28 protein-coding genes are annotated in these 24,143 nt (G+C 64.0%); 23 read left to right on the plus strand and 5 right to left on the minus strand.

What is annotated here, in order from left to right; all coding sequences use genetic code 11:
- Window positions 1–30 precede the first annotated feature (30 nt).
- The 5 genes from CIC12_RS19465 to CIC12_RS19485 all read left to right on the plus strand — a co-directional run bounded on the left by CIC12_RS19465 (window position 31) and on the right by CIC12_RS19485 (window position 3,026).
- Window positions 31–456, plus strand: a complete 426-nt coding sequence (locus CIC12_RS19465) for a rhodanese-like domain-containing protein (protein WP_168666118.1) — start codon at window positions 31–33, stop codon at window positions 454–456.
- On the plus strand, window positions 453–713 hold the full coding sequence (gene grxC / locus CIC12_RS19470) for a glutaredoxin 3 (RefSeq protein WP_028199035.1): 261 nt from the start codon (window positions 453–455) through the stop codon (window positions 711–713). The genes CIC12_RS19465 and grxC overlap by 4 nt, the downstream gene beginning before the upstream one ends.
- A 162-nt stretch (window positions 714–875) precedes the next feature.
- Window positions 876–1,346, plus strand: a complete 471-nt coding sequence (secB, locus tag CIC12_RS19475) for a protein-export chaperone SecB (RefSeq protein ID WP_074762880.1) — start codon at window positions 876–878, stop codon at window positions 1,344–1,346.
- A 22-nt stretch (window positions 1,347–1,368) separates the two neighbouring features.
- Window positions 1,369–2,367 (plus strand): NAD(P)H-dependent glycerol-3-phosphate dehydrogenase, encoded by a 999-nt coding sequence (locus CIC12_RS19480; protein ID WP_168666050.1) that lies wholly within the window; start codon window positions 1,369–1,371, stop codon window positions 2,365–2,367.
- Window positions 2,368–2,477: 110 nt separating this feature from the next.
- Entirely contained in the window at window positions 2,478–3,026 is a 549-nt protein-coding gene (locus CIC12_RS19485; RefSeq protein WP_168666052.1) for an O-acetyl-ADP-ribose deacetylase, read from the plus strand.
- On the opposite strand, the gene trmL is transcribed toward CIC12_RS19485, so the two are convergent.
- Window positions 2,999–3,469 carry a tRNA (uridine(34)/cytosine(34)/5-carboxymethylaminomethyluridine(34)-2'-O)-methyltransferase TrmL gene (gene trmL / locus CIC12_RS19490; RefSeq protein WP_168666054.1) on the minus strand — a complete coding sequence of 157 codons (471 nt, stop codon included), beginning with the start codon at window positions 3,467–3,469 and terminating at the stop codon, window positions 2,999–3,001. The genes CIC12_RS19485 and trmL overlap by 28 nt on opposite strands.
- An 18-nt stretch (window positions 3,470–3,487) precedes the next feature.
- Window positions 3,488–4,189: a phosphoribosyltransferase family protein gene (locus CIC12_RS19495; RefSeq protein WP_168666120.1), complete on the minus strand. Its 702-nt coding sequence runs from the start codon at window positions 4,187–4,189 to the stop codon at window positions 3,488–3,490.
- 167 nt (window positions 4,190–4,356) lie between these two features.
- On the opposite strand from CIC12_RS19495, the gene CIC12_RS19500 reads away from it, so the two are divergent.
- From CIC12_RS19500 to CIC12_RS19530, 8 genes are all read left to right on the plus strand, one after another.
- Complete coding sequence (locus CIC12_RS19500) at window positions 4,357–5,322, plus strand: methyltransferase domain-containing protein (RefSeq protein ID WP_168666056.1); 966 nt, start codon at window positions 4,357–4,359, stop codon at window positions 5,320–5,322.
- Window positions 5,323–5,616: 294 nt separating this feature from the next.
- Entirely contained in the window at window positions 5,617–6,090 is a 474-nt protein-coding gene (locus CIC12_RS19505) for a DUF2244 domain-containing protein (RefSeq protein WP_168666122.1), read from the plus strand.
- A 66-nt stretch (window positions 6,091–6,156) separates the two neighbouring features.
- On the plus strand, window positions 6,157–7,779 hold the full coding sequence (gene coxB / locus CIC12_RS19510) for a cytochrome c oxidase subunit II (protein ID WP_168666058.1): 1,623 nt from the start codon (window positions 6,157–6,159) through the stop codon (window positions 7,777–7,779).
- Window positions 7,780–7,823: 44 nt separating this feature from the next.
- The gene (gene ctaD / locus CIC12_RS19515; protein WP_168666060.1) at window positions 7,824–9,437 is read left to right on the plus strand and encodes a cytochrome c oxidase subunit I; all 1,614 of its coding nucleotides are present in this window, start codon (window positions 7,824–7,826) and stop codon (window positions 9,435–9,437) included.
- A 116-nt stretch (window positions 9,438–9,553) separates the two neighbouring features.
- Entirely contained in the window at window positions 9,554–9,688 is a 135-nt protein-coding gene (locus CIC12_RS33230; RefSeq protein WP_042328734.1) for a cytochrome oxidase small assembly protein, read from the plus strand.
- A 48-nt stretch (window positions 9,689–9,736) separates the two neighbouring features.
- Window positions 9,737–10,348: a cytochrome c oxidase assembly protein gene (locus tag CIC12_RS19520; RefSeq protein WP_168666062.1), complete on the plus strand. Its 612-nt coding sequence runs from the start codon at window positions 9,737–9,739 to the stop codon at window positions 10,346–10,348.
- Window positions 10,349–10,383: 35 nt separating this feature from the next.
- Window positions 10,384–10,593, plus strand: a complete 210-nt coding sequence (locus CIC12_RS19525; RefSeq protein WP_168666064.1) for a DUF2970 domain-containing protein — start codon at window positions 10,384–10,386, stop codon at window positions 10,591–10,593.
- A gap of 138 nt (window positions 10,594–10,731) precedes the next feature.
- Window positions 10,732–11,589 carry a cytochrome c oxidase subunit 3 gene (locus CIC12_RS19530; RefSeq protein ID WP_168666066.1) on the plus strand — a complete coding sequence of 286 codons (858 nt, stop codon included), beginning with the start codon at window positions 10,732–10,734 and terminating at the stop codon, window positions 11,587–11,589.
- A gap of 180 nt (window positions 11,590–11,769) precedes the next feature.
- Here the strand turns inward: CIC12_RS19530 and CIC12_RS19535 are convergent, their stop codons facing one another.
- A complete protein-coding gene (locus CIC12_RS19535) occupies window positions 11,770–11,979 on the minus strand; it encodes a twin transmembrane helix small protein (protein WP_121316432.1) in 210 nt (69 codons plus the stop codon).
- Between the two features lie 111 nt (window positions 11,980–12,090).
- Here CIC12_RS19535 and CIC12_RS19540 point away from each other — a divergent pair, with 111 nt between their 5' ends.
- The 5 genes from CIC12_RS19540 (at window position 12,091) to CIC12_RS19560 (ending at window position 16,306) form a co-directional block, all read left to right on the plus strand.
- Window positions 12,091–12,807, plus strand: a complete 717-nt coding sequence (locus CIC12_RS19540) for an SURF1 family protein (protein WP_168666068.1) — start codon at window positions 12,091–12,093, stop codon at window positions 12,805–12,807.
- Window positions 12,808–12,963: 156 nt separating this feature from the next.
- Window positions 12,964–13,626: a cytochrome C oxidase subunit I gene (locus tag CIC12_RS19545; protein WP_168666070.1), complete on the plus strand. Its 663-nt coding sequence runs from the start codon at window positions 12,964–12,966 to the stop codon at window positions 13,624–13,626.
- Between the two features lie 36 nt (window positions 13,627–13,662).
- Window positions 13,663–14,772: a COX15/CtaA family protein gene (locus CIC12_RS19550; RefSeq protein ID WP_168666072.1), complete on the plus strand. Its 1,110-nt coding sequence runs from the start codon at window positions 13,663–13,665 to the stop codon at window positions 14,770–14,772.
- A gap of 6 nt (window positions 14,773–14,778) precedes the next feature.
- Window positions 14,779–15,684, plus strand: coding sequence for a heme o synthase (gene cyoE / locus CIC12_RS19555; RefSeq protein WP_168666074.1), 906 nt, complete (start codon window positions 14,779–14,781; stop codon window positions 15,682–15,684).
- 4 nt (window positions 15,685–15,688) lie between these two features.
- The gene (locus CIC12_RS19560) at window positions 15,689–16,306 is read left to right on the plus strand and encodes an SCO family protein (RefSeq protein WP_168666076.1); all 618 of its coding nucleotides are present in this window, start codon (window positions 15,689–15,691) and stop codon (window positions 16,304–16,306) included.
- 83 nt (window positions 16,307–16,389) lie between these two features.
- On the opposite strand, the gene CIC12_RS19565 is transcribed toward CIC12_RS19560, so the two are convergent.
- On the minus strand, window positions 16,390–16,680 hold the full coding sequence (locus tag CIC12_RS19565; RefSeq protein WP_168666078.1) for a YciI family protein: 291 nt from the start codon (window positions 16,678–16,680) through the stop codon (window positions 16,390–16,392).
- Between the two features lie 245 nt (window positions 16,681–16,925).
- Here CIC12_RS19565 and CIC12_RS19570 point away from each other — a divergent pair, with 245 nt between their 5' ends.
- Together CIC12_RS19570 and CIC12_RS19575 are read left to right on the plus strand one after the other, a co-directional pair.
- Entirely contained in the window at window positions 16,926–18,779 is a 1,854-nt protein-coding gene (locus CIC12_RS19570) for a methyl-accepting chemotaxis protein (protein WP_168666079.1), read from the plus strand.
- A 222-nt stretch (window positions 18,780–19,001) separates the two neighbouring features.
- Complete coding sequence (locus CIC12_RS19575) at window positions 19,002–19,814, plus strand: MetQ/NlpA family ABC transporter substrate-binding protein (RefSeq protein WP_168666080.1); 813 nt, start codon at window positions 19,002–19,004, stop codon at window positions 19,812–19,814.
- A gap of 55 nt (window positions 19,815–19,869) precedes the next feature.
- On the opposite strand, the gene CIC12_RS19580 is transcribed toward CIC12_RS19575, so the two are convergent.
- Window positions 19,870–20,796 (minus strand): bifunctional helix-turn-helix transcriptional regulator/GNAT family N-acetyltransferase, encoded by a 927-nt coding sequence (locus CIC12_RS19580; RefSeq protein WP_168666081.1) that lies wholly within the window; start codon window positions 20,794–20,796, stop codon window positions 19,870–19,872.
- 373 nt (window positions 20,797–21,169) lie between these two features.
- Here CIC12_RS19580 and CIC12_RS19585 point away from each other — a divergent pair, with 373 nt between their 5' ends.
- The 3 genes from CIC12_RS19585 (at window position 21,170) to CIC12_RS19595 (ending at window position 24,132) form a co-directional block, all read left to right on the plus strand.
- Window positions 21,170–21,904: a GntR family transcriptional regulator gene (locus CIC12_RS19585; RefSeq protein WP_168666082.1), complete on the plus strand. Its 735-nt coding sequence runs from the start codon at window positions 21,170–21,172 to the stop codon at window positions 21,902–21,904.
- 124 nt (window positions 21,905–22,028) lie between these two features.
- Entirely contained in the window at window positions 22,029–23,132 is a 1,104-nt protein-coding gene (gene nagA / locus CIC12_RS19590; RefSeq protein ID WP_168666083.1) for an N-acetylglucosamine-6-phosphate deacetylase, read from the plus strand.
- A complete protein-coding gene (locus CIC12_RS19595) occupies window positions 23,125–24,132 on the plus strand; it encodes an SIS domain-containing protein (protein ID WP_168666124.1) in 1,008 nt (335 codons plus the stop codon). Before nagA ends, CIC12_RS19595 begins: the two co-directional genes overlap by 8 nt.
- Window positions 24,133–24,143 lie beyond the last annotated feature (11 nt).

The following is a 24,143-nucleotide window of genomic DNA, read 5'->3' on the forward strand; positions in this document are numbered from 1 at the left end:
TCGATTTCTCTCTTTTTCGGCGGATTTTCCGTGAAGTTTTTCACTGATTACACAAACCTTGTACTGATCGCGATCGTCCTCATCTCCGGTGGGTTGCTGCTGTGGCCGACGATCAGCCGGCGCGGCCGCGGTGGCCTGTCGGCCGCTGAAGCCACCCAACTGATCAACCGGCGCAATGCGGCGGTCATCGATCTTCGTTCGTCAGCCGACTTCTCCTTGGGCCATTTGCCCTCGGCACGGCACCTTGAATTTGCGGAGTTGCAAGCGAAGGTCGCGCAACTCGTGAAGAATAAGAGCAACCCGGTGCTGCTGGTGTGTCAGAACGGCCAGCAGTCGAACAAGGCAGCGCGTATCGTGCAGGATGCGGGATACGCGGAAGTCCACGTTCTCGAAGGCGGTGTCGACGCCTGGCAGAAAGCCGGTATGCCGGTTGTGAAACAAGGAGCAGCCAAGTGAACAAAGTGATCATGTACAGCACCCAGGTGTGCCCGTATTGCCAGATGGCCGAACGTCTTTTAAAGTCGCGCGGCGTCGAGCACGTTGAGAAGGTACTGATCGACAAGGACCCGGCCCGTCGTGAGGAGATGATGACCCGCACCGGTCGTCGCACGGTGCCGCAGGTGTTCATCGGCGAGACGCATGTCGGCGGGTACGATGACCTGTCCGCGCTCGACCGCGCGGGCGGTTTGATGCCGCTGCTCGAAGCCGCCTGAATTCGCGCGTCCTCCGCACATCTGCGGATGGCGTGAGCGGGCGGGTGAAATACACGCTGGCGCGTGCCTGCCCCGCGAGGGCGGCCGGCGCGCCGCAACGATCCGGCGACCCATGGAACCATGGGCCGCCACTATGCATACCTATCAGGGAATCACTCAATCATGTCCGACGAGAATAACCAGCCGTTCTTCAACATCCAGCGTATCTATTTGAAGGACATGTCGCTCGAGCAGCCGAATTCGCCGGGCATCTTCCTCGAGCAGGAAATGCCGTCGGTCGAGGTCGAAGTCGACGTGAAGGCCGAGCGTCTCGCCGACACCGTGTTCGAGATCCTCGTGACGGGCACTGTCACGGCCAAGGTGTCGGACAAGGTTGCATTTCTGATCGAAGCCAAGCAAGCCGGTATTTTCGACATCCGCAACATCCCCGCAGAGCAGATCGATCCGCTCGTCGGCATCGCCTGCCCGACGATCCTGTTCCCGTACCTGCGCTCGAACATCGCCGACGCGATCACTCGCGCCGGTTTCCCGCCGATCCACCTCGCCGAAATCAACTTCCAGGCACTGTACGAGCAACGTCTCGCGCAGATGGGCAGCCAGGAAGGCGCGGCGCAGAACGGCGTGACGCACTAAGGTGCCGCAAGCAGTGCCGGCTATGAAGGTTGCTGTCCTCGGCGCCGGCGCATGGGGCACAGCCCTCGCCGGCCATCTGGCCTTACGGCACGACACGGTGTTGTGGGCGCGCGAGCCCGCGCTCATTGCCGATCTCTGCGCGACGCACGAAAACGCCCGCTACCTGGCGGGCGTTGCTTTGCCGCCCGCGCTTCGCTACGAAGCGGACCTGAACGCGGCACTCGACCACGCCCTCGCCGATGACGCGCTATGCGTCGTCGCCACCCCCGTGGCCGGCCTGCGTGGGCTGCTTCGAACGATGCGCGACGCCGGCAAGGTGCCTGCGCACCTGGTGTGGTTGTGCAAGGGCTTCGAAGCCGATTCGCAGTTGCTGCCGCATCAAGTGGTCGCGGCCGAGCTGCCGGCGCACGGCAGCAACGGCGTGCTGTCCGGTCCGAGCTTCGCGCGCGAAGTCGGGCAGGGCTTACCGGTCGCATTGACGATCGCCAGCGCGTCGGCGGCATGCCGCGAGAACACGGTTGCCGCGTTTCATCACGACGCCATGCGCATCTATACCGGCGACGACGTCGTCGGCGTGGAAGTGGGCGGAGCGGTGAAGAACGTGTTGGCCATTGCAACGGGAATTGCCGACGGTCTCGGGCTCGGTCTCAATGCACGCGCGGCGCTGATCACGCGCGGCCTGGCCGAAATGTCGCGCCTCGGCGTGACGCTCGGTGGACGGGTGGAGACGTTCACCGGCCTGACCGGTCTCGGCGATCTGATCCTGACCGCGACCGGCGACCTGTCGCGCAATCGCACGGTTGGCGTGCAACTCGCCGCAGGCCGCACGCTCGACGACATTCTCGGTGCCCTGGGTCACGTGGCCGAGGGTGTCCGCTGCGCGCAAGCGGTTCTCGCAAGTGCCCGCGCGCACGCGATCGAGATGCCGATCACGCAAGCGGTGTGCGCCGTGCTATTCGACGGCGTGGCGCCTCGCGACGCCGTCAGCGCCCTGCTGCGGCGCGATTCGAAGGCTGAATAGTTGCTGTTCTGAATCGATCCGTTTCAGCCGTTTAGCGCGTCACTGCGTTGAACGGCTGCCCTTTATCGCTGTCCACGTTTTTATCGACGCTTCGGATCAGCGAGGTTCCCATGCTCACGGTCAATGCCTGCACGCTGGAAGCGCGTGTGGTCGACATCACCACGCTTGCCGTGGACGCGATCGTCAACGCTGCCAATACGTCGCTGCTGGGCGGCGGCGGTGTGGACGGCGCGATTCATCGCGCAGCCGGCCGCGACTTGTTGCGCGAATGTGAAATGCTCGGTGGTTGCGCGACCGGCGACGCCAAGCTCACCCACGGTTACCGCTTGCCGGCCAAACATGTGATCCACGCGGTCGGGCCGGTATGGCGGGGTGGGGCGCACGGCGAAGCCGATCTGCTCGCCTCCTGCTATCAGCGCTCGCTCGAGGTGGCGCGCGAGGCGCAGTGCAGGAGCATTGCGTTTCCCGCGATCAGTTGTGGCATCTACCGATTCCCCGCCGACGACGCGGTGCGGATCGCGCTCGCAACGGTGCTCGACACCTTGCCGCGCGCGCCGAACATCGAACAGGTGGTGTTCGCCTGTTTCGACGACGCGATGTTCGCGCGCTACGAGGCCGAATTGAAGCGCCGTCAGGCGCCGCCCTCGAAGCCGGCCTGACGCCAGGCCTCGAACACCACCACCGCGACGGTATTCGACAGGTTCAGGCTGCGGTTGCCCGGGCGCATCGGCAGGCGCACGCGCTGCTCGTTCGCGAACTCGTCGAGCACCGCTTCGGGCAGGCCGCGCGTTTCGGCGCCGAACACGAACCAGTCGCCCGCCTGAAACGCATGCTCGTGAAAGCGGCCAGAGCCGCGCGTGGTGAACGCGAACATGCGCGCCGGATCCGGCGTTTCTTTGGCGACGAACGCGGCCCAATCGGCATGCACGTTCATTTGCGCATACTCGTGATAGTCGAGGCCGGCACGGCGCAGCTTGGCGTCGTCGAGCGGAAAGCCGAGCGGCTCGATCAGATGCAGCCGCGCGCCGGTGTTGGCGCACAGGCGAATCACGTTGCCGGTGTTCGGCGGAATTTCCGGTTCTACGAGAACGACATTGAACATAGTGAGGCCAGGTAAAGACTAGTTTTTCGGTGTGCGCAGCGCGACGAAGTTCGTGACGCGCCGTGCACCGGCAGCTTTTAGCGTACGGGCGAGCGCTTCGAGCGTCGCGCCGGTCGTCATCACATCGTCGACCACGCCGACGTGCAGTCCGCGCACGGCCCGTGCGACCTGAAATGCGCGGCCGACGTTCAGCCGGCGCGCGTCTAGGTCGAGCCGCGATTGCGGTGCGGTGTGGATCACGCGACGCAGCAAGGTGGCGTCGCTGCGCACGTCGAGCGTGCGGGCCAACGGCCTGGCGATCTGCCATGCCTGGTTGTAGCCGCGCTCGGTGAGACGCTGGTACGCCAGCGGCACCGGCGCGATCACGTCGGGGTGCTCGGACTCATCTTGCCAGGCGTCCTGCGCAAGGCGCGCGAGACGCTGCGCGAATTCCTGCGCCAGCATCAGCCGGGCGCGAAATTTCAGGCCGACCGCGAGCGTGTCGAGCGGTGCGCGATAGTCGGCGAGTGCGAAGGTCGCATCGAACGGCGGCGCTTCGGCGACGCAATCCGCACAGCGATATCGCGCACGAGCGGCCCATCGCGTTGCCGGCAAGGGCACCGCGCATGCCGTGCATCGCAACCGGCTCTCGTTCCAGTAGGCTTCGTCGCAACCGGTGCACAACGTCTTATGCGACAAATTGCCGCAGAGTGCGCAGAGGTTCGGCAACGCCGCGTGCATCACGCGCGGCCATGCCAAATGCAAGCCGCATGTGAAACGCGCAAATCTGCCGCGCGCAGACGAAGAAAATGGTCGGATTGGCACAAGTGGACGCCCGCGAAGGCCTTTCACACTGAATGGAAGGAAGCGAACGAGTATACTTCGTGCTCTACGCCAGCACGACACTCATGCCCCCAACTTCCGCTCAATCAGGCCGTCCGGCCTATGATTCACGGCGCCTCCGGCGTATTTTCGACCGCCGCGCCGCACGGTTCGACGAGGTTGCGTTCCTGCCGCGCGAGATCGCGCAACGCATGCGCGAGCGTCTCGACTACATCAAGGTCGCGCCGTCGAGCGTGCTCGACGCGGGCTGCGGTTCGGGCGAAGACATCCCCGCGCTGCGCGAGCGCTTTCCCGAAGCGCCGGTGTTCGGCTCCGATCTGTCGCACGGCATGCTGACGCGTGCACTCCATCACGATGGCGGCGACACGAGCTGGCGGCGCTTTCTGCCGGCCTCGCTCGGCAAGGCGCTCGGCGCCCGCGGTCCGCGCTTCGCGCAAGCCGACTTCTCCGCGCTGCCGTTCGCGGCCGGCGCCTTCGAATTCATCTGGTCCAATCTCGCGCTGCACTGGCACTCGCGGCCCGATCTCGTGTTCCCGGAATGGCAGCGCGTGTTGAAGGTCAATGGCCTGCTGATGTTCAGCACGCTCGGCCCCGACACGCTCAAGGAATTGCGCGGCGCCTACGCCGAAGTCGAAGCCGCGCACGGCGTCGCCTCGCGCAAGCACGTGATCGACTTTGTCGATATGCACGACCTCGGCGACATGCTGGTCGAAAGCGGCTTCGAAATTCCGGTGATGGACCAGGAAGTGCTCACCATCACCTATAAGTCGCCCGGATCGTTGCTTGCTGACGTGCGCCGTTGGGGCGCGTATCCGTTCGAACGCGAAGCGTCCGCGAGTGCGGCCGCGCGCAGGCTGCACAACGCGTTGCTGGCGGCGCTCGAAGCCCGTCGCCGGGCCGACGGCACGATCGCGCTGACCTTTGAGGTGATCTATGGGCACGCATGGAAAGCGGTGCCGCGCACGACAGCCGAAGGGCATGGGATCGTCCGCATCGAGGACATCGGACGGGGCTCATCGAGGAATCGTTGAAGCGGTAAAGACGAGGTCTGTTATGTCTGAAATTTGCACATCGAAAGACCCGCAAAAGGCGGGTCAAAACGGCGCTAAGGCTTGTCGCGCCTGGCTTGCGGGCCAATCGGGGCTTGCTTGTGGATGCTATGGATCGCGCCTATAATGCGTCAGTTTGTCGTCCGGAGTTCCCACATTTGGGGCGGCAGGCCCGAGGCGTAGGGTTCAACATGCGGTGTCGCGGTAGAGGGTTCGCGCGGCCGGAATCGACGGCCGCAGGGAATGGCCGAAGTTGGCGATTCGCAGGAGACAGCGGTGGGCGCATCAGATCTGCTGGCGGGTTCAGAACCGGTTCTCAAAGACTGGACGATGAAGCGCAACTGTTCGATATCACCCCGGCAGTTCATCTGTCTCTACGTTTCGCTTGCGCTGTTCTCGTTGGCAATTGCTTTCATGCTGGTTCTGGTCGGCGCCTGGCTGGTGTTGCCGTTCACCGGTATCGAATTGCTTGCGGTGGGCATCGCCTTTGCCATTTATGCGCGTCATGCTGTCGATTACGAACGTATCCGGTTGTTCCAAAGCCGGTTAGTCATCGAACAGGTGAGCGCCGAGCAGCTCACGCAGTTTGAATTCAATCCGCGCTGGGTGCGGATCGAGCCGGGCGCAACGCCGCGTGACCAGATCAAACTGGTCTCGCGCGGCCAGACGATCATGATCGGGCAACATCTCGCGCAGTATCGGCGCGCGCAGTTCGCAGGCGAATTGCGTATGTGGCTCTCCCGCTGTTAGGTGGGGCGAGTCACGCGGCGTTCAAGGGGAGTGCGAGAGAGGCTGTCAGCGGGGTCGAGGGTTTGAATGGAAAATTTGGGTAAGGAAGCTATGAAAACAATCAAGCGAGCGCTCATGAGCGTGCTGGCGATGAGCGGACTGCTTTTCGCCGGTGCCGCCCTGGCAGTGGGCGATGCTCCGGGCGGCCCTGCCGTCAACGCGATCAATCTCCAGCCGCCTGCGACGAGAATCGCCGAGGAGCTCTTCAGCCTCCACATGTTCATGCTGGCTCTTTGCACGGTGATCTTTGTCGGCGTGTTCGCCGTCATGTTCTATTCGATCTTCGCGCACCGCAAATCGAAGGGCCACAAGGCTTCGAATTTCCACGAAAGCACCACCGTCGAAATCATCTGGACGATCGTGCCGTTCGTCATCGTCGTGCTGATGGCGCTGCCCGCCACGCGCACCGTCGTCGCGATGAAAGACACCACGAACGCCGACCTCACGATCAAGGTCACCGGCTACCAGTGGAAATGGGGCTACGACTACGTGAAGGGTCCGGGCGAGGGTATCAACTTCCTGTCCACCCTGGCTACGCCGCGCGCGGAAACCGATGGCCACAAGCCGATTTCCACGCTGTATCTGCAGGAAGTCGACAATCCGCTGGTCGTTCCGGTCGACAAGAAAATCCGCATCATCACCACCGCGAACGACGTGGTCCACTCCTGGTACGTGCCGGCCTTTGGCGTGAAGCAGGACGCGATTCCGGGTTTCGTGCGCGACACGTGGTTCAAGGCTAACCGGATTGGCACGTTCCGCGGCTTCTGTACCGAGCTGTGCGGCAAGGAACACGCGTTCATGCCGGTAGTGGTCGAAGTGCTCTCCGCCGACGACTACGCGAAGTGGGTCGACGCCCAGAAGAAGAAAATGGCCGCCGGCCAGGACGATCCGAACAAGACCTACACGATGGCCGAGCTGATGGAGCGCGGCGGCAAGGTGTACGCGGCGAACTGCGCGGTCTGCCACCAGCCGACCGGCAAGGGCGCAGGCGCCTTCCCGGCGCTCGACGGCAGCAAGATCGCCAACGGCGCGATCGCCGAGCACGTGAGCCTCGTGCTGAAGGGCAAGAACGCGATGCCTTCGTGGGCGCCGACGTTGAACGACGTCGAAATCGCATCGGTGGTCACGTACGAGCGCAACTCGTGGGGCAACCACACCGGCGACATTCTCCAGCCGAAGCAGGTTGCGGATGCCCGCAACGGCAAGCTGCCGGAAGGCGGCAACCATCTGGCCGACGCGGGTGCCGCAGCCAGCAGTGCGACGGCGGCTTCGGGCGCGGCTTCAGGAGCGGAAGCTGCTGCGGCAGGTTCGGACAGCGCGGCGGCAACGTCGGCTGCGCTGCCGGCGAGCATCTACTTTGAGACGGGCAAGAGCACGCTGCCGGCCGACGCGCAAGCGGCGGTCGACGCGGCCGCCGCCTACGCGAAGGCGCACCCGGACGCGAAATTCACGCTGTCGGGCTTCACCGATGCCACCGGTTCCGCCGACCTCAACGCGAAGCTCGCGAAGAGTCGTGCCGAAGCCGTGCGCGACGCACTGAAAGCAGCCGGCATTGCCGAAGACCACATCATTTTGAAGAAGCCGGAAACGATCACGGGCGGCACCGACGCGAAAGAAGCCCGGCGTGTTCAGATCACCCCGGCTGCCTGACGTGTTCATGATCAGCACCGCAGAATTCGCTTTAGGAGATTGTCATGTCTAGCATCGGACACGATGTAGTCGCGGGCCACGAGCACGTGCACGGCGACCATGCCCACGAAACGCCGCATGGCTGGCGCCGTTGGCTGTTCGCAACCAATCACAAGGACATCGGTACGCTGTACCTGATCTTCTCGTTCACCATGTTCCTCTCGGGGGGCGTGATGGCGCTGGCGATCCGTGCCGAGCTGTTTGAACCGGGTCTGCAGATCATGCGTCCCGAGTTCTTCAACCAGTTGACCACCATGCACGGCCTGATCATGGTGTTCGGCGCGATCATGCCGGCCTTCGTCGGTTTCGCGAACTGGATGGTGCCGCTGCAGATCGGCGCATCGGACATGGCTTTCGCGCGGATGAACAACTTCAGCTTCTGGCTGCTGCCGGTGGCGGCGGTGCTGCTGGTCGGTTCGTTCTTCTCGCCGGGCGGCGCAACTGCCGCGGGCTGGACGCTCTACGCACCGTTGTCCACGCAGATGGGTCCGGGCATGGACTTCGCGATTTTCGCGGTCCACCTGATGGGTGCTTCGTCGATCATGGGCGGCATCAACATCGTCGTGACGATCCTGAACATGCGCGCACCCGGCCTGACGCTGATGAAAATGCCGATGTTCGTGTGGACGTGGCTGATCACCGCGTACCTGCTGATCGCCGTGATGCCGGTTCTGGCTGGCGCGATCACGATGGTGCTGTTCGACCGTCACTTCGGCACGTCGTTCTTCAATGCGGCAGGCGGCGGCGACCCGGTGATGTACCAGCACATCTTCTGGTTCTTCGGGCACCCCGAGGTGTACATCATGATCTTGCCGGCGTTCGGGATCGTGTCGCAGGTGATTCCGGCATTCTCGCGCAAGCCGCTGTTCGGCTATAGCTCGATGGTGTACGCCACCGCGTCGATCGCGATTCTGTCGTTCATGGTCTGGGCGCACCACATGTTCACGACCGGCATGCCGGTGACGGGCCAGCTGTTCTTCATGTACGCGACGATGCTGATCGCGGTACCCACCGGCGTGAAGGTGTTCAACTGGGTCGCGACGATGTGGCGCGGTTCGTTGAGCTTCGAAACGCCGATGCTGTTCGCAGTCGGCTTTCTGCTGGTGTTCACGTTCGGTGGTCTGTCGGGTCTGATGTTGGCCATGGCGCCGCTCGACATCCAGTACCACGGCACCTACTTCGTGGTCGCGCATTTCCACTACGTGCTGGTGGCGGGTTCTCTCTTCGCGCTGTTCTCCGGTTGGTACTACTGGGCGCCGAAGTGGACCGGCTGGATGTACAACGAAACGCGCGGCAAGATCCACTTCTGGGCGTCGATGTTCTTCTTCAACCTCGCGTTCCTGCCGATGCACTTTGTCGGTCTCGCCGGTATGCCGCGCCGTTATGCCGACTACCCGGCACAGTTCACCGACTGGAACCAGGTCATCTCGATCGGTGCGTTCGGCTTCGGCCTCGCGCAGGTCTACTTCCTCTTCGCGGTTGCGCTGCCGGCCTACCGTGGCGGCGGCGAACACGAAGAAGCCGGCGACAAGCCGTGGGACGGCGCAACGGGCCTCGAGTGGACCGTGCCGAGCCCGGCTCCGTTCCACACGTTTGAACATCCGCCGACGGTCGAATAAAGGTCTTCGGCGAGATGCCCGGCTCCGGCGTCGCATGACTGCGTCGCGAGGAACCGGGCACCCGTCGGGCGGCGGCCGCAACTCGCCAGTCACGGAAAGTATTCAGAAAGTCGAGCATGACGCGCAATCCACAGGAACGACGTACACCGGAGCAGATCCGCGCGGGCAACAGGCGAATAGGTCTTGTGATGCTGGCCGTCGCAGCGATCTTTTTCGCGAGCGTCATCATCAAGCAGTGCTGGTTCGCCTGAGGCAGCCCTGGCCGTTCGAGTCTGTATGCAGGTTTGTTGAGGATTGAGATGTCGAGGCAACCGCCGGCTCAGGCCGACCGCTCTTTCAACCGTTCGATGCTGATCAAACTGTTCATCGTCGCCTTGATGATGTTCGGTTTCGGCTTCGCGCTGATACCGATGTATCGCGCGATCTGCCAGATCACCGGTGTGAACAACCTCGTGCAGCGCGATGCCACGGCGCGCGAGGCGAAGAATACGCAGGTCGACACGAGCCGCACGATTTCGATCGAGTTCGACGCGAACGCGCGCGGTCCATTGGGTTTCAAGCCGGAGCAGCGCAGCCTCGACGTGCATCCGGGCGAAGTGACGACGGTGATGTACGAGGTGAGCAACGAGCAGGCGCGCACAATTCAGGCGCAAGCCATTCCGAGCTACGCGCCGAAGCAGGCTACCGAGTACTTCAAGAAGATCGAGTGCTTTTGCTTTACGCAGCAGACTTTGACGGCGAATCAGACCAAACGGATGCCGGTGGTGTTCGTGGTCGATCCGAAGTTGCCGAACGATGTGAAGACGATCACGTTGTCGTACACGTTCTTCGAGTTGAGCACGCCGGCAGCGGGGAAGGCCGGGGCGGGGCCCACGGTCAATACGGCGGCAACCGCTGCCCATCCCGTCTGATGGCGTGAGCCGCGGGCGAAGGAAGACGAGACAAGATGAGCGAGAACGGCGGAAGTCCGCGCAAGAGTAATTTCGGTCAGTCAATGCGGGCCGTGCTGTGGTCGTTTTTCGGCGTGCGCAAGCGCCGCGATCTGGAAGCGGATGCGACACAGTTGAACCCGCTGCATGTGATCGCGGCGGCGCTGATCGCCGCGGCTATCCTGATTGGCGTGCTGATCCTGATCGTGCGCGTCGTGGTGGGATAGACGTTCGGGCACACGAGCAGCGAGCAGGGCGAGACGAAGCAGGGCCCACGAATTTGAGTGAAGCGGTGCGGTATCGACGCGCCGCCGAAGATACAGCCGGTGATTCCGGAACAACTGGACTGAAGTGGAGAATCAAGAATGAGCGGTCAAAACGAGAGCCCGTACTATTTCGTACCGCATCCGTCGCGGCATCCGATCAGCGCCGCCACCGGCTTGCTGGTCATGCTCGGATCGCTTGCGGCCTGGATCAACGAACAAAGCTGGGCGCCGATCGGCGTCTTCGCCGGATTGTTGTGGCTGCTCTTTACGCTGTGGCACTGGTTTGGCGACGCGATCGCCGAGTCGGAAGGCGGCATGTACGGCAAGAACGTCGACAAGTCGTATCGCTGGAGCATGAGCTGGTTCATCTTCTCTGAAGTGATGTTCTTCGGCGCGTTTTTCGGTGCGCTGTTCTATGCGCGTGAAATCGCGATGCATGCACTCGGCAGTCTCGATTACAAGCTGATCTGGCCGGATTTCTCGGCGGTGTGGCCGAACAACGGACCGGCTGCGCTCGTGTCGACCTACAAGTCGATGCAGCCGTGGCCCGTGCCGACCATCAACACGGCGCTGCTGTTGTCCTCGGGCGCCACGCTGACGGTTTCGCACCATGCGCTGCGTGAAAATCATCGCAAGAAAGCGATCATCTGGCTGGCGGCGACGCTCGTGCTCGGCGTCTGCTTCCTGTTTCTGCAAGGCTTCGAGTATTTCCACGCGTACAACGAACTGAATCTGACGCTGTCGTCGGGCGTGTATGGTTCGACGTTCTTCCTGCTGACGGGCTTCCACGGTTTCCACGTGTTCCTCGGCGGCACGATGTTGGCGGTGGTGCTGGCGCGCTTGATCCGCGGCCACTTTACGGCGGAGCATCACTTCGCATTCGAAGGCGCCGCATGGTACTGGCACTTCGTGGACGTCGTGTGGCTCGGGTTGTACGTCGTCGTGTACTGGCTGTAACGGAGTTTGGCCTGTGCCGACCGGCTAACCGGACCGCGTGCAGGCCGTTCGCGCGACGTCCTTCGGGGCGGGGCGCACGAGCAGTATGCAAGCACGCAAGCAGCGCCGCCCTCGACCCTGTCAGGGCGGCGTTTTGTTTGGCTGCGGTTGGCTGCGCGAGGGTTCGTCCGCCGTACGCGGTTAGCGCCCGTAAGGAATACCGGTCGACTGAATCCAGCCCATCCAGTGCGCGAACAGGATGAACAGAAACAGCGAGATCGAGAGACCCACCCGCGTGGCGAGCGACCAGACCATCCGCTTGGTTTTGCCCTTGTCATGCATCATGAAGTACAGCGCCGACACCATGCTGGCGATGATCAGAGCGAAGGCAATGGGAACGAGAATGTGCATGGAACTGGTTGAAACCAGGAAGCGCAGAGGCAAGAAGTTTATTATCGCACCGTGCGTGAGCGTTTGCCGCCGGTTCCAGCTGGTGCTGCAAGCCGTGTCGGAGCGTGTTCGATGAAGTTCCGCCTGATTCCCGCGCTGCTGATTCTGCTGGTGATCGTCGTGACGGTGCGGCTCGGTTTCTGGCAGCGCGAGCGCGCGCATCAGAAGGAAGCGCTCGAAGCGCACATTACGCAGTTCGAAAATGCGCCCGCGCAGCCGGTGAGTGCCGCGCCGGTCGCACTGAAGGACATCGAGTTTCATCGCGTGAAGGCGCGCGGCAGTTTTGTCGCGGACAAGGTCGTGTACCTGGATAATCGTCCGTATAACGATCAACCGGGCTTTTACGTCGTGATGCCTTTTAAACTGGCCGACGGCGGTTATGTGCTGGTCAACCGCGGCTGGCTGCCGCGCAACCTGAGCAGTCGCGAGACCATCGCGCCGTACACGACGCCGCAAGGCGAAATCGAGATCGAAGGGATCGCGCGGGCCGACGCGTCGCGCGCGTTCGAGCTGGGGCAGGGCGGTTCGGCCGCGCATCAACTGATCCGCCAGAATCTGGATATCGCTGCGTACGCCGCGGAAACCGGGCTGCCGTTGCAGTCGTTCGTGATTCAGCAACTGAGCGACGACCGCGACAAACTGGTGCGCGACTGGCCCGCTCCGACCAGTGGTGTCGAGCGCAACTACGGCTACATGTTCCAGTGGTGGGGCATGGCAGCCGCGGCCTTGGCCTTCGGGCTGTACGCCGCGCGCCGCGCCGGCAAGAAAGAGCAAGCACCGGGCGCGTAATCGCAATGTGACCTGCGCTCAGGCCGCGTCGTGAGAAAAAGCACGCGCGGGGTGCGTAACGAAACAGAGCACGCGCTGTGTGCGTGACGCAGCACAGTCGGCGTAACGGTCCGGTAAATAACGGACAGGCCGCGCAATCATTGAAAGAGGTCTGTAGTGTCGACGCAATCTCCCCGTTCGCCGCGAGCCGGCAAACCCGCCGCATCGAAATCGATGCCCGGCCAACCCACTGGCAAAGGTTCCTGGCAGCGCGGCCGCTGGATGCTGCTGCTGCTGACGGTCATCTGCGCCGCGCCGATCGCCGTATCGTATTTCATGTACTACGTGATCAAGCCGAGTGGTGGCAGCACGAGTTATGGCGCGCTGGTCGACCCGCAGCGACCGATTCCCGACTCGCTCGTGGTCACCGGCGAAGACGGCAAGCCGCTCAAGCTGGCGACGCTGCGCGGCCGCTGGCTGCTGGTCTCGGTCGACAATAGCGCATGCGACAAAGCATGTGTCACCAAGCTCTACTTCATGCGACAAATCCGCGCAGCGCAGGGCCCGGAGCGCCAGCGCGTCGTGGAAGTGTGGCTGCGCACCGATGCGGGCAAGGTCGCCGACGTGATACAAACCGCCTACCCGGACACCAACATGCTGGTCGCCGATCCAGCGCAGGTGTCCGCATGGCTGCCCGCCGACACGGGCAGCCAGATCACCGACCACATCTACATGGTCGATCCGAACGGCAATTTGATGATGCGTTTTCCGAAAGATCCGAATCCCAGCAAGATCAAGGCCGACGTGACCAAGCTGCTCAAATGGTCGAGCATCGGCTGATGCCGCAACCAGGCTAAGACGACAGAGTAAAAAAAGATGTTCGTATTGCAACTGGCCCTGATCGGCTTGTGTATTGCGTTGTTGCCGCTGTCCTACGTGTGGGTCAAGGCCGACGACAATAAATTCCGCAAGCTGGTCTGGCTGACCACCTTCCTCACGCTCGATCTCGTGATGTTCGGCGGCTTCACTCGCCTCACCGATTCCGGACTCGGCTGCCCGGACTGGCCGGGCTGCTACGGCACCTCGTCGCCGTTCATCGCGCACGCGGCGATTTCGGCCGCACATCAGGCAATGCCCACCGGGCCGGTCAGCATGGCGAAGGCCTGGATCGAAATGATCCACCGCTACTTTGCGATGGCGATCGGCGTGCTGATCATCGCGCAGACGATCATTGCGTGGACTGCGCGTATCAAGCGCCGCCCGCTGCATGTGTCCCCGTGGTGGCCGACCTCGCTGCTGTTGTTGATCCTCGTGCAGGGCGCATTCGGCGCGTGGACCGTGACGATGAAGCTGCAACCGGTCATCGTGACGACGCATCTGCTGCTCGGCCTCGCGCTGCTCGGCACGCTCGGCTGGCTGGCGGCGCGGCTCACGCCCTTGCCGGCTTATGAGCCCGAAGCCGCGCGCTGGCGCGCGGCGGCGTTGGCGGGCCTCGCGCTGCTGGTCGCACAGATTGCGTTGGGCGGCTGGGTCAGCACGAACTACGCGGTGCTCGCGTGCACCGACTTCCCGACCTGCAACGGCCAATGGATTCCGCCGATGGACTTCGCGCACGGCTTTCACCTGTGGCGTGCGCTCGGCATGACCGGCGACGGCGACGTGATCACCCAGGACGCGCTGGTGGCGATCCACTGGACGCATCGCACGTTTGCGTTCGTGGTGATCGCCTATCTGTTGTGGTTCGCGGCAAAGCTGCGCCGCTTCGAATCGCTGCGTGCGCCGGCGAACGGCGTGCTGCTGGTGGTGCTGATCCAGTTCGTCACCGGGCTGTCGAACATCGTCCTGCAATGGCCTTTGCCGATCGCGGTCGCGCATAACGGCGGGGCCGCGATCCTGCTGCTTTTGCTCGTTATGTTAAACTTTCGGATCGCTTATAGCCGTCCCGGCCGCGCCGTGCTCCCAGCGCGCGATGCCGCGCCAGCGTGACTCCACATGGACAGCACAACACTCTCCCAAACGCCCGGTAGCCGGGTCTCCCAGTACATCGCCCTGACGAAGCCGCGCGTCACGCAACTCGCCGTGTTCTGCGCCGTCATCGGCATGTTCCTGTCCACGCCTGGCATGGTGCCGTGGACCGTGCTGATCGGCGGCACCGTCGGCATCTGGCTGCTGGCCGGTGCCGCGTTCGCAATCAATTGCCTCGTCGAGCAGAAAATCGACGCAAAGATGCGCCGCACTTCGTGGCGCCCGTCCGCGCGCGGTGAAATCACCACGGCGCAGATTCTGCTGTTTTCGGCGGTGCTCGGCGGCATCGGCATGTGGACGCTCTACACGTTCGCCAATCCGCTGACCATGTGGCTCACGCTGGCCACCTTCGTCGGCTATGCGGTCATCTACACGCTGTTGCTCAAGCCGGCTACGCCGCAGAACATCGTGATCGGCGGCGCGTCGGGTGCGATGCCGCCCGCGTTGGGTTGGGCCGCGGTCACCGGCCACGTGCCAGGCGATGCCTGGATTCTGGTGCTGATCATCTTCGTGTGGACGCCGCCGCATTTCTGGGCGCTCGCGCTGTATCGCCGCAAGGACTACGAGAACGCCGGCCTGCCGATGCTGCCGAACACGCACGGCGAGAAGTACACGCGTCTGCATATTCTGCTGTACACGGTTATCCTGTTCGCGGTCACGCTGATGCCGTTCATCTCCGGCATGAGCGGCGTGGTGTACCTTGCCGCAGCCGTGTTGCTGGGCGCCGTGTTTCTCGCGTATGCGTGGAAGATCTATCGGGAATACTCGGACGATCTGGCGCGCAGCACCTTCCGTTACTCGATCGTCTATCTGTCGCTGCTGTTCGCCGCGCTGCTGATCGACCACTATGCACGTGTCCTGATCGGCGCGTAATACCATGCTCACAAACCGCTTCGCGCGCGTCGCGCGTGCCGCCGTGATCGCTTGCGCGCTAGGCGGCGCGATGCTGGTGGCGGGCTGCGGCAAGCAGCCGCCGGCGTTCACCAATCTCGACATCACGGGCAATACCCAATTCGCGAGCGATTTCTCGCTGCCTGACACGTCCGGCAAAATCCGCACGATGGCGGATTACAAGGGCAAGGTGGTGGTGCTGTTCTTCGGCTATACGCATTGTCCGGACGTTTGCCCAACCACCATGGCCGAACTCTCGCAAGCGTTGCAGCAACTCGGCCCCGCAGACGCGAAGCGCGTGCAGGTACTGTTCGTCACCGTCGACCCCGAGCGTGATACGCCGCAATTGCTGGGGCAATACGTACCCGCGTTCAATCCGACTTTCGTCGGCTTGCGTCCCGCCGACGAGGCGCAACTCGCCAAGCTCGCGAAAGACTTCCGCGTCTATTACGCGAAGGTGCCGGGCAAGACGCCCGACAGCTACACGATGGATCACACGGCCGCGAGCTATGTGTTCGACACGCAGGGCAAGCTGCGTCTGTTCGCGCGCGACGGCCAGGGCGCCACGCCGTGGGTGCACGATATCAAGCTGCTGCTCGACTGAGTCGCGGCGCCATCAACACGGGCGCGTGATCGGATCACGCGCCCATTTTCAACTCCCCTCGCAGCAACCCATCCAGCCAATTCTCAGACCGGCATCGGCAGATGCAACCCCGGTGCGAGACGCGTCGTCTTGAACTCCGTTACTTCGTAACGAGCGAGCTTCTGCTCGGCGAACGGGTCGCTGGCGAGGATCTGGTCCAGCCTCTCGCGCTCGATGCGCACCGCCAGGATGATGCCGCCGTCGCGTGGCACTTTCGGTCCGGCGGCGACGAATACCCCCGCGTCGAACTGCTGCGCGAGAAACGCGCGGTGAGCGTCGAGCGCGTCGTCGATGCGTTCGAGCGATGCGGTGTAGATAAGGTTGATGACGTACATGAGCGATCTCGCAGGCAATTGAACGAGCCGCGCGCATTTGCGCTCGCGGCTGCGACCTTGAATTATGGGTCAGCGAGCGCTTTATTGCGTGAGTCCTCATGCGCGCGCCGCCGTGCAGCGCAGCCAGGTCCCTCAAGTTGGCCGGCTGGCATGCCGATATAACTCAGGCAATCGTTTGCGCTTCGCGCGCGGCAACACGCTCGCGAAGCGGATCGCAGACGAATCACACGAGAGAGACCACAACAATGAGCAGGATGAGTTTGAATCGCAAACTATGGCTGTCGCTCGCGCTCGTATGGCTCGGACTGCTTGGGGTCGGCCTGTGGAGCGCGGTCGAAACCCGCAGCACGATGCTGGCCGAGCGCAAGGCGGGCATGGCGAACCTTGTCGAGGCGGCGCAGGGGGTGGTGAGCGGCTACTACGCGCTGTCGCAGAGCGGCAGAATGAGCGAGGCCGACGCGCAGCGCGAGGCGCTCGCCCGACTCGCCACGATGCGCTACGGCGAATCTGGCTATCTGTTCGTGATGGACTCGAAGCCGGTCGTGCTGATGCACCCGACGCTGCCGCAAATGACCGGCAAGCCCGTCGGCGACTTCAAGGACCCGGACGGCAAGCTGCTATACGTGGCGATCGTCGACGCGGCCAAGTCCAGCGGCCGCGGCTTCGCGCAGTATCGCGGGCGCCTGCCGCACAGCGAAACGGCGGTGCCGAAGATCAGTTACGTGGTGCGGTTCGCGCCGTGGGACTGGAATATCACGAGCGGCGTGTTCATCAAGGACATCGACACGGTGTACTACGAAACGCTGCTCGGTCACCTCGTGGTCGTGCTGGTGATCGGCGCGGTCATTTCGCTGGCGATGGTGCTGATCATCCGCAACGTGCGCGCGAGTCTCGGCGGCGAGCCGGACCAGGCGGCGCGGCTCGCCGCCAGTATTGCGCAGGGCGATCTGACGCACGCGGTGGAGGTTCGCGCGCAGGACACGACGAGCATGATGGCCGCGATGCGGGACATGCAGAATCGGTTGCAACGCACGATCGGCGAGATCCGGCGCTCGGCGGAATCGATCGCGTCGGCGACGCAGCAGATTGCCGCCGGTAACGGCGACCTGTCGCAGCGCACCGAACAGCAGGCGGCGTCGCTGCAGGAGACCGCGGCGAGCATGGAAGAGCTGACCGCGACGGTCAAGCAGAACGCCGACAACGCGCGCCAGGCGAGCGGGCTCGCTCACAATGCGTCGGAAATCGCGACCCGGGGCAACGACGTCGTGAGCCGCGTGATCGGCACGATGGGCGAGATCAACGATAGCTCGCGGCAGATTGCCGACATCATCGGCGTGATCGAAGGGATCGCGTTCCAGACCAATATCCTGGCGTTGAACGCGGCGGTGGAAGCCGCGCGCGCCGGCGAGCAGGGGCGCGGCTTCGCGGTCGTTGCGGGCGAGGTGCGCAGCCTCGCGCAGCGCTCGGCCACGGCGGCCAAGGAGATCAAGCAGTTGATCGGCGCATCGGTGGAGCGCGTGCACAACGGGTCGACGCTGGTGCAGCAGGCCGGTGCGACCATGGGCGAGATTCTGCACGCGGTGCAGCGCGTGACCGACATCATGGGCGAAATCGCGGCGGCGTCCGAGGAGCAGAGCAGTGGCATCTCGCAGGTCGGCCGCGCCGTCACGCAGATGGACGAAGTGACGCAGCAGAATGCCGCGCTGGTCGAACAGGCCGCGGCTGCGGCGGCATCGTTGCAGGACCAGGCCGGGCGTCTGCGCGATACGGTGAGCGCGTTTCGTGTGAACGGCGGTGGGAGTGGGGCGGTGGACGCGGCTGAACGAGCGGTTGCGGGGCGGCGGCGTGAAGCGGCACCAGCAGCGCTTGCAGGGGCGGCACCGGACGGCAGCGCTGCGGCTCAGGCCAAGGACGCGCCCATACGCGCCGAGCCGAAATTGACCACGCCGGCTTCGGCCACCAGTTCGGCGAGAACCGCATCGGCTGCATTGACCGCATCGACTGTGAACGCCAAGGCCGCCACCCGTGCGTCCGGTGCTTCGGCAAGGCCCGCTTCCGTAAGCACCAGCACCTCCGGCGACGACTGGACCACCTTCTAATCACTACTCCGGCCGCATACCGCGTTTTCAGCGGATGCGGTCCCGCCGTTCATATGCATACCGATATGCAATCGCGCTATTTCCCATCTCGCCGTGCATATGAGACCATTTAGGGCTTGGTTGGCGGCGCTCGCATCCGTGGGCGGCCGCCGGCTTCCACCCGAATCCGACACCGAGCGAAGCATCGGTGCGAAATAGTCGATTAGAAACAGCGAGAATCACATGCAGCGCAGAACCCTCCTCAAAGCCCTCTCCGCCGTCGTCGCCGGCGCGGCGATCTTCACCAGCGTCGGCGCCCATGCCGACGACAAGGTGATCAAGGTCGGCACCATCGGCGGCCCGGATGCGCAAATCTGGGAAGTCGTCACCAAGGTGGCGAAGCGCGAAGGCCTGAACGTGAAGGTCGTCGAATTCAACGATTACGTGCAACCGAACGCCGCGCTCGACGCAGGCGACCTCGACGCGAACAGCTTCCAGCACCAGCCGTACCTCGACAGCCAGATCAAGCAGCGCGGCTACAAGCTCGTCAACGCCGGTCTCACCTACATCTCGCCGCTGGGCGTCTACTCGAAGAAGCTGAAGTCGCTGAAGGACCTGCCGCAAGGCGCAAAGGTCGCGGTGCCGAACGATCCGTCGAACGAAAACCGCGCGCTGCTGTTGCTGCAGTCGCAAGGTCTGATCAAGCTCAAGGCTGGCTCGGGCACGGGCGGCAATAACGCGACGCCGCTCGACATCGCCGCCAATCCGAAGAAGATCAAGTTCATCGAACTCGACGCCGCGCAACTGCCGCGCTCGCTGTCCGACGTCGACGCGGCCGTGATCAACACGAACTTCGCGCTGGCCGCCGGCCTGCAGCCGACCAAAGACGCGATCGCGCTGGAAGACATCCACAGCCCGTACGCGAACCTGATCGCCGTGCGCGCGCAAGACAAAGACAAGCCGTGGGTGAAGAAGCTGGTCTCGGCTTATCAGTCGGAAGATGTGCGCCAGTTCATCAAGACCCAGTTCAAGGGTTCGATGGTGCCGTCGTTCTAAGCGAACGGCACTGAGCGCCCAGGCGCGCGTGGCCATATCCGCCGCGCGTCTGCTGCTACCAGTCCAGTTCCCATCTTTCGATCATCAGATCCTTGCCGAAACGGCGCTCAGCCGTCGTGCCGGCAAGCCTGAACCCGGCGCGCTCGCAAAGCCGCCGCGGTTCGCCGAGCGAGCTGGCGGTGGTCAGCGTGAGCTTCGTATAACCCGCGCGCCGCGCGAACCGCATCGACTCGCTGAGCAGTTGCGCGCCGATGCCGAGGCGCTGCACGTCCGGTTCGACCCATAGCAGCCGCACGCCGGCCACCGTCGTCGACACCCCGACGACGCACGCCGACCCGACCACCATACCGTCCTGTTCGGCGACCCAGCACATCTCGCGCAATGGGTCGTCGCGCTGCGTGTAATCGGCGACCACGCGCGCCAGCAACCCCTCGAACGATCGATCCCAACCGTATTGCGCGGCGAACCATTGCGCCTGCCGATACACGAGCCAGCTGCACTCGCCGGCACGCGGCTGCCGCAGTGTCACGAGTTCGTGCTTCGGTTTGTCGCGCAGCAGCCGCTCGATGAGTTTCATCGCGGTGATCAGCTGCTCCTGCGAGAGCACCGTGAGGCGGCCGAGCAGCGCCGACACTTCGTCGATGGCGGCGGCGTCGAGCGGGGCGTAGGCCGCGTGGCCAGCCTCGGTGAGGGCGATCAGCGACTGCCGCGCGTCCGACTCGGACGGGCGGCGCGTGATCAGGCGGCGTCGCTCGAAACTGGTCAGCAGACGGCTGAGATAGCCGCTGTCGAGACCGAGCGCGCGGCCGAGCACGGAGGCGGTCTGCGCACGGCCGCGGGAGAGTTCGTGCAGCACGCGCACCTCCGTCAGCGAGAACTCGCTCTTCGCCAGATGGTCATGCAATGCGCCAATGTGCTGGGTGTAGAAGCGGTTGAAATGGCGGACGACCTGAGCGCGCCGCCGCGCTTCGGAATCGGTCAAGTGCGGCTCCCCGGGGATTTTTATGGCTTGGTATCCCGCACTATATTTGAACGGCCGTCGGGAGCAAAGACACGCCGACCGAGGGTGCGCCGAACTGGTATTAAACAGGTATCAATCAGGACCTGCCATTCGATCAAATTGGCAGCTAGTCAAGACCACGAGAACCCTTTTCGGGTGGGGTGAGTGCGGGTAAATTCCGATCGTCGAAATGTCCTCCCGGCGGTACCCCGAGACCCGCGTCAGCCTTATCCGGCAAGGCTTTGCGGCCATTCGTACCGGCATGGAACCAGTTGGTTGACTGGTATTATGTTGGTTATATAATGGGCTCTCACTTTTCGTAGGCCTATCCGTTCGTGACGGCCGCCGGAGCCCCATGGAAACTCGCTGGTCCGCACTGATGCCTGACGCCCGCAACGTCACGCCGCTCTATTTGCAGCTCGCGCGCAATCTGGCGACGGCGATCCATTGCGGCGTGTGGTCGGCGGGCGAGGCGCTACCGTCGGAGCGCACGCTGTCGGATGCGATCGGCGTGTCGCGCATCACCGCGCGCAAGGCGATCGAGCTGCTGGTCGAACAAGGCCTGATCCGGCGCGCACGCGGCGCTGGCAGCTTCATCACGCCGCGCGTCGAAGATCCGCTGTCGCGGCTCACCGGTTTCACGAAGAAGATGCAGCAGCGCGGTTTCCGGCCGGATTCCGTGTGGCTCGAGCGCGATATCCGCGCCGCCAACCGCGACGAGCTGGTGCACCTCGGACTGTCGCCCGGCGCGGCGGTCGCAAGTCTGCGGCGGCTACGGCGCGCGGACGGCATCGTGATGGCGGTCGAGCATTCGGCGCTGCCGGCGTCGATCGTGCCCGACCCCCAGGCCATCGGCGTATCGCTTTACAGCTATCTGGAGCAGCGTGGCGCGGCGGTCGTGCGCGCGTTGCAGCACTTCCGGGCGGTCAATGCGTCGAGCGAGATCGCTTCGCTGATGGACATCGAACCGCGCACGGCGTTGCTGGTCATTACCCGTATCGGCTATAGCGCGGACCAGCGCGCGATCGAACTGACCGATACCTTTTGCCGCGACGACTATTACGACTTCGTCGCCGAATTGCGCACCTGAGTTGCGCGTCTGACTTGCCTCAGCCGGTTGCACCGCGAGGCGCGGCCCCGGTGGCCAGCCGCCGGACGCGGCGCCGGCGAGCGCAAGTCGGCCACACCCGTGTTACGCCTCACCAGGAAGACTCATGCTGACCGGAAACATACTCACCACCGATGGGTGGATCCACGGCACGCTCGAATACGAAAACGGCCGCATCACGGCGCTCAGCGGCGAGCGCGTCGATCCGTCGACGAACGATGCGCCGTACATCCTGCCGGGCTTCATCGATCTGCACGTGCACGGCGGTGGCGGTTCCGACGTGATGGAGGCCGGCGACGCGATCGAAGTCATCGCCCGCACGCATGCGCGCTACGGCACGACGAGCCTGCTCGCCACCACGATGACCGCGCCGCGCGACGAACTGATGAACGTGGTCGCCGGGCTCGGCAACAATGCGAAGGTGCGCACGCCGGGGGGCGCGCGCGTGCTCGGCGTGCATCTGGAAGGGCCGTACATCAACCCCGGCAAGCTCGGCGCCCAACCGGACGCGGCGGTGTCGGCGGTGATGGACGAAGTGCTGAAGTATCTGTCGATCGCGCCGATCCGCGTGGTCACGCTGGCGCCCGAAATCGCCGGTCATATGGAGATCATCTCCGCGATGGCGGCGCGCGGCGTGCGCGTGCAGCTCGGCCATTCGCTCGGCACCTACGACGACGCCGTCGCCGCGCTCAAGCACGGCGCGTGCGGCTTCACGCACCTGTTCAACGCGATGTCGCCGCTGCATCACCGCAACCCTGGGCTGGTGGGCGCGGCGCTCGCGCATGCCGAGTTCGCCGAAATCATTCCCGACCTGCTGCACGTTCATCCAGGCGCGATCCGCGCCGCGTTGCGCGCGATTCCGCGTCTTTACGTGGTGACGGACAGCACGTCGGCCACCGGCATGCCCGACGGCGAGTACCGCCTCGGCAGCCAGCACGTGACGAAGTGCCTGGGCGGTGTGCGTCTCGCCGATGGCACGCTTGCCGGCAGCACCCTGACGATGGATCAGGCGCTGCGCAATCTCGTATCGATCGGCCTGCCGATCGCCGACGTATCAAACCGTTTGTCGCGCTATGCCGCCGACTATCTCGGTATCGAGGACCGCGGCCGTATCGCGCGCGGCGCCTGGGCCGATGTGGTCGTGTTCGATCGTGAACTGGCATTGACCGCGACTTACGTCGAAGGAGAAGCAATTGTCGAATATGCTTAAGGAGGCGCTGGCGTCCGCTGAAACGGTCGCCGCGCAACTCGCGGACACCTCGCGCGTCGCGGCGCTCGCTGCGACACTGGCGCAACAGCCGCGCCACGTCGCGCTGACCGTCGCGCGAGGCAGCTCGGACCATGCGGCGAGTTACTTCGCATCGCTGACGATGAGCCGCCTCGGCGTGCCGGTCGCATCGCTGCCGATGTCGGTCGCGACGCTGCAACAGGCGCCGCTGCAGGTGCGCGATCAACTCGCACTGGCGTTCTCGCAATCGGGCAAGAGTCCGGATCTGGTCGGCACGATGCAGGCATTGCGCCAGGCGGGCGCATTGACGGTTGCCGCCGTGAATGCGCCGAATTCACCTTTGGCCGATGCATGCGAATGGCAACTGCCGCTCGTCGCCGGTCCTGAACTGAGCGTCGCGGCCACCAAGAGCTATATCGCGATGCTGTCGATTTCCGCGCAACTGGTCGCGCACTGGCAGAAGGATGCCGAATTGCTCGGCGCGCTGAACTCGCTGCCCGACGCTTTGCAGACCGCAGGCAAGCTCGACTGGTCGAAGGCCGTGGACGAACTGCGCGGCGTCGAGCGCATGATCGTGATCGGCCGGGGTCTGGGTCTCGCGATCGCGCAGGAAGCCGCGTTGAAACTGAAGGAAACGTCCGGTATCCAGGCCGAAGCGTTTTCGAGTGCGGAAGTGCGTCACGGTCCGATGGAACTGATCGACCGGGATTATCCGCTGCTGGTGTTCGCGCCGCGCGGCCCCGAGCAGGCCGGTCTGCTGCAACTCGCCCACGACATGCGGGCGCGCGGCGCGCGCGTGCTGCTCGCCGCACCGGACGACGTGCCCGAGGCCACCTTGCCGCTGGCCGCCACCGCTCACGCGGCGCTCGACCCGATCGCCGCCATCCTGTCCTTTTACGTGATGGCCGCCGGCCTTGCCGCCGCGCGCGGGCGCAATCCCGATGCGCCGCGCCATCTCAACAAAGTCACCGAAACTCACTGACGAGACATCAG

The organism is Paraburkholderia sp. SG-MS1 (genome assembly GCF_012275575.1).
In the GTDB taxonomy this organism is placed as follows: Bacteria; Pseudomonadota; Gammaproteobacteria; order Burkholderiales; family Burkholderiaceae; genus Paraburkholderia.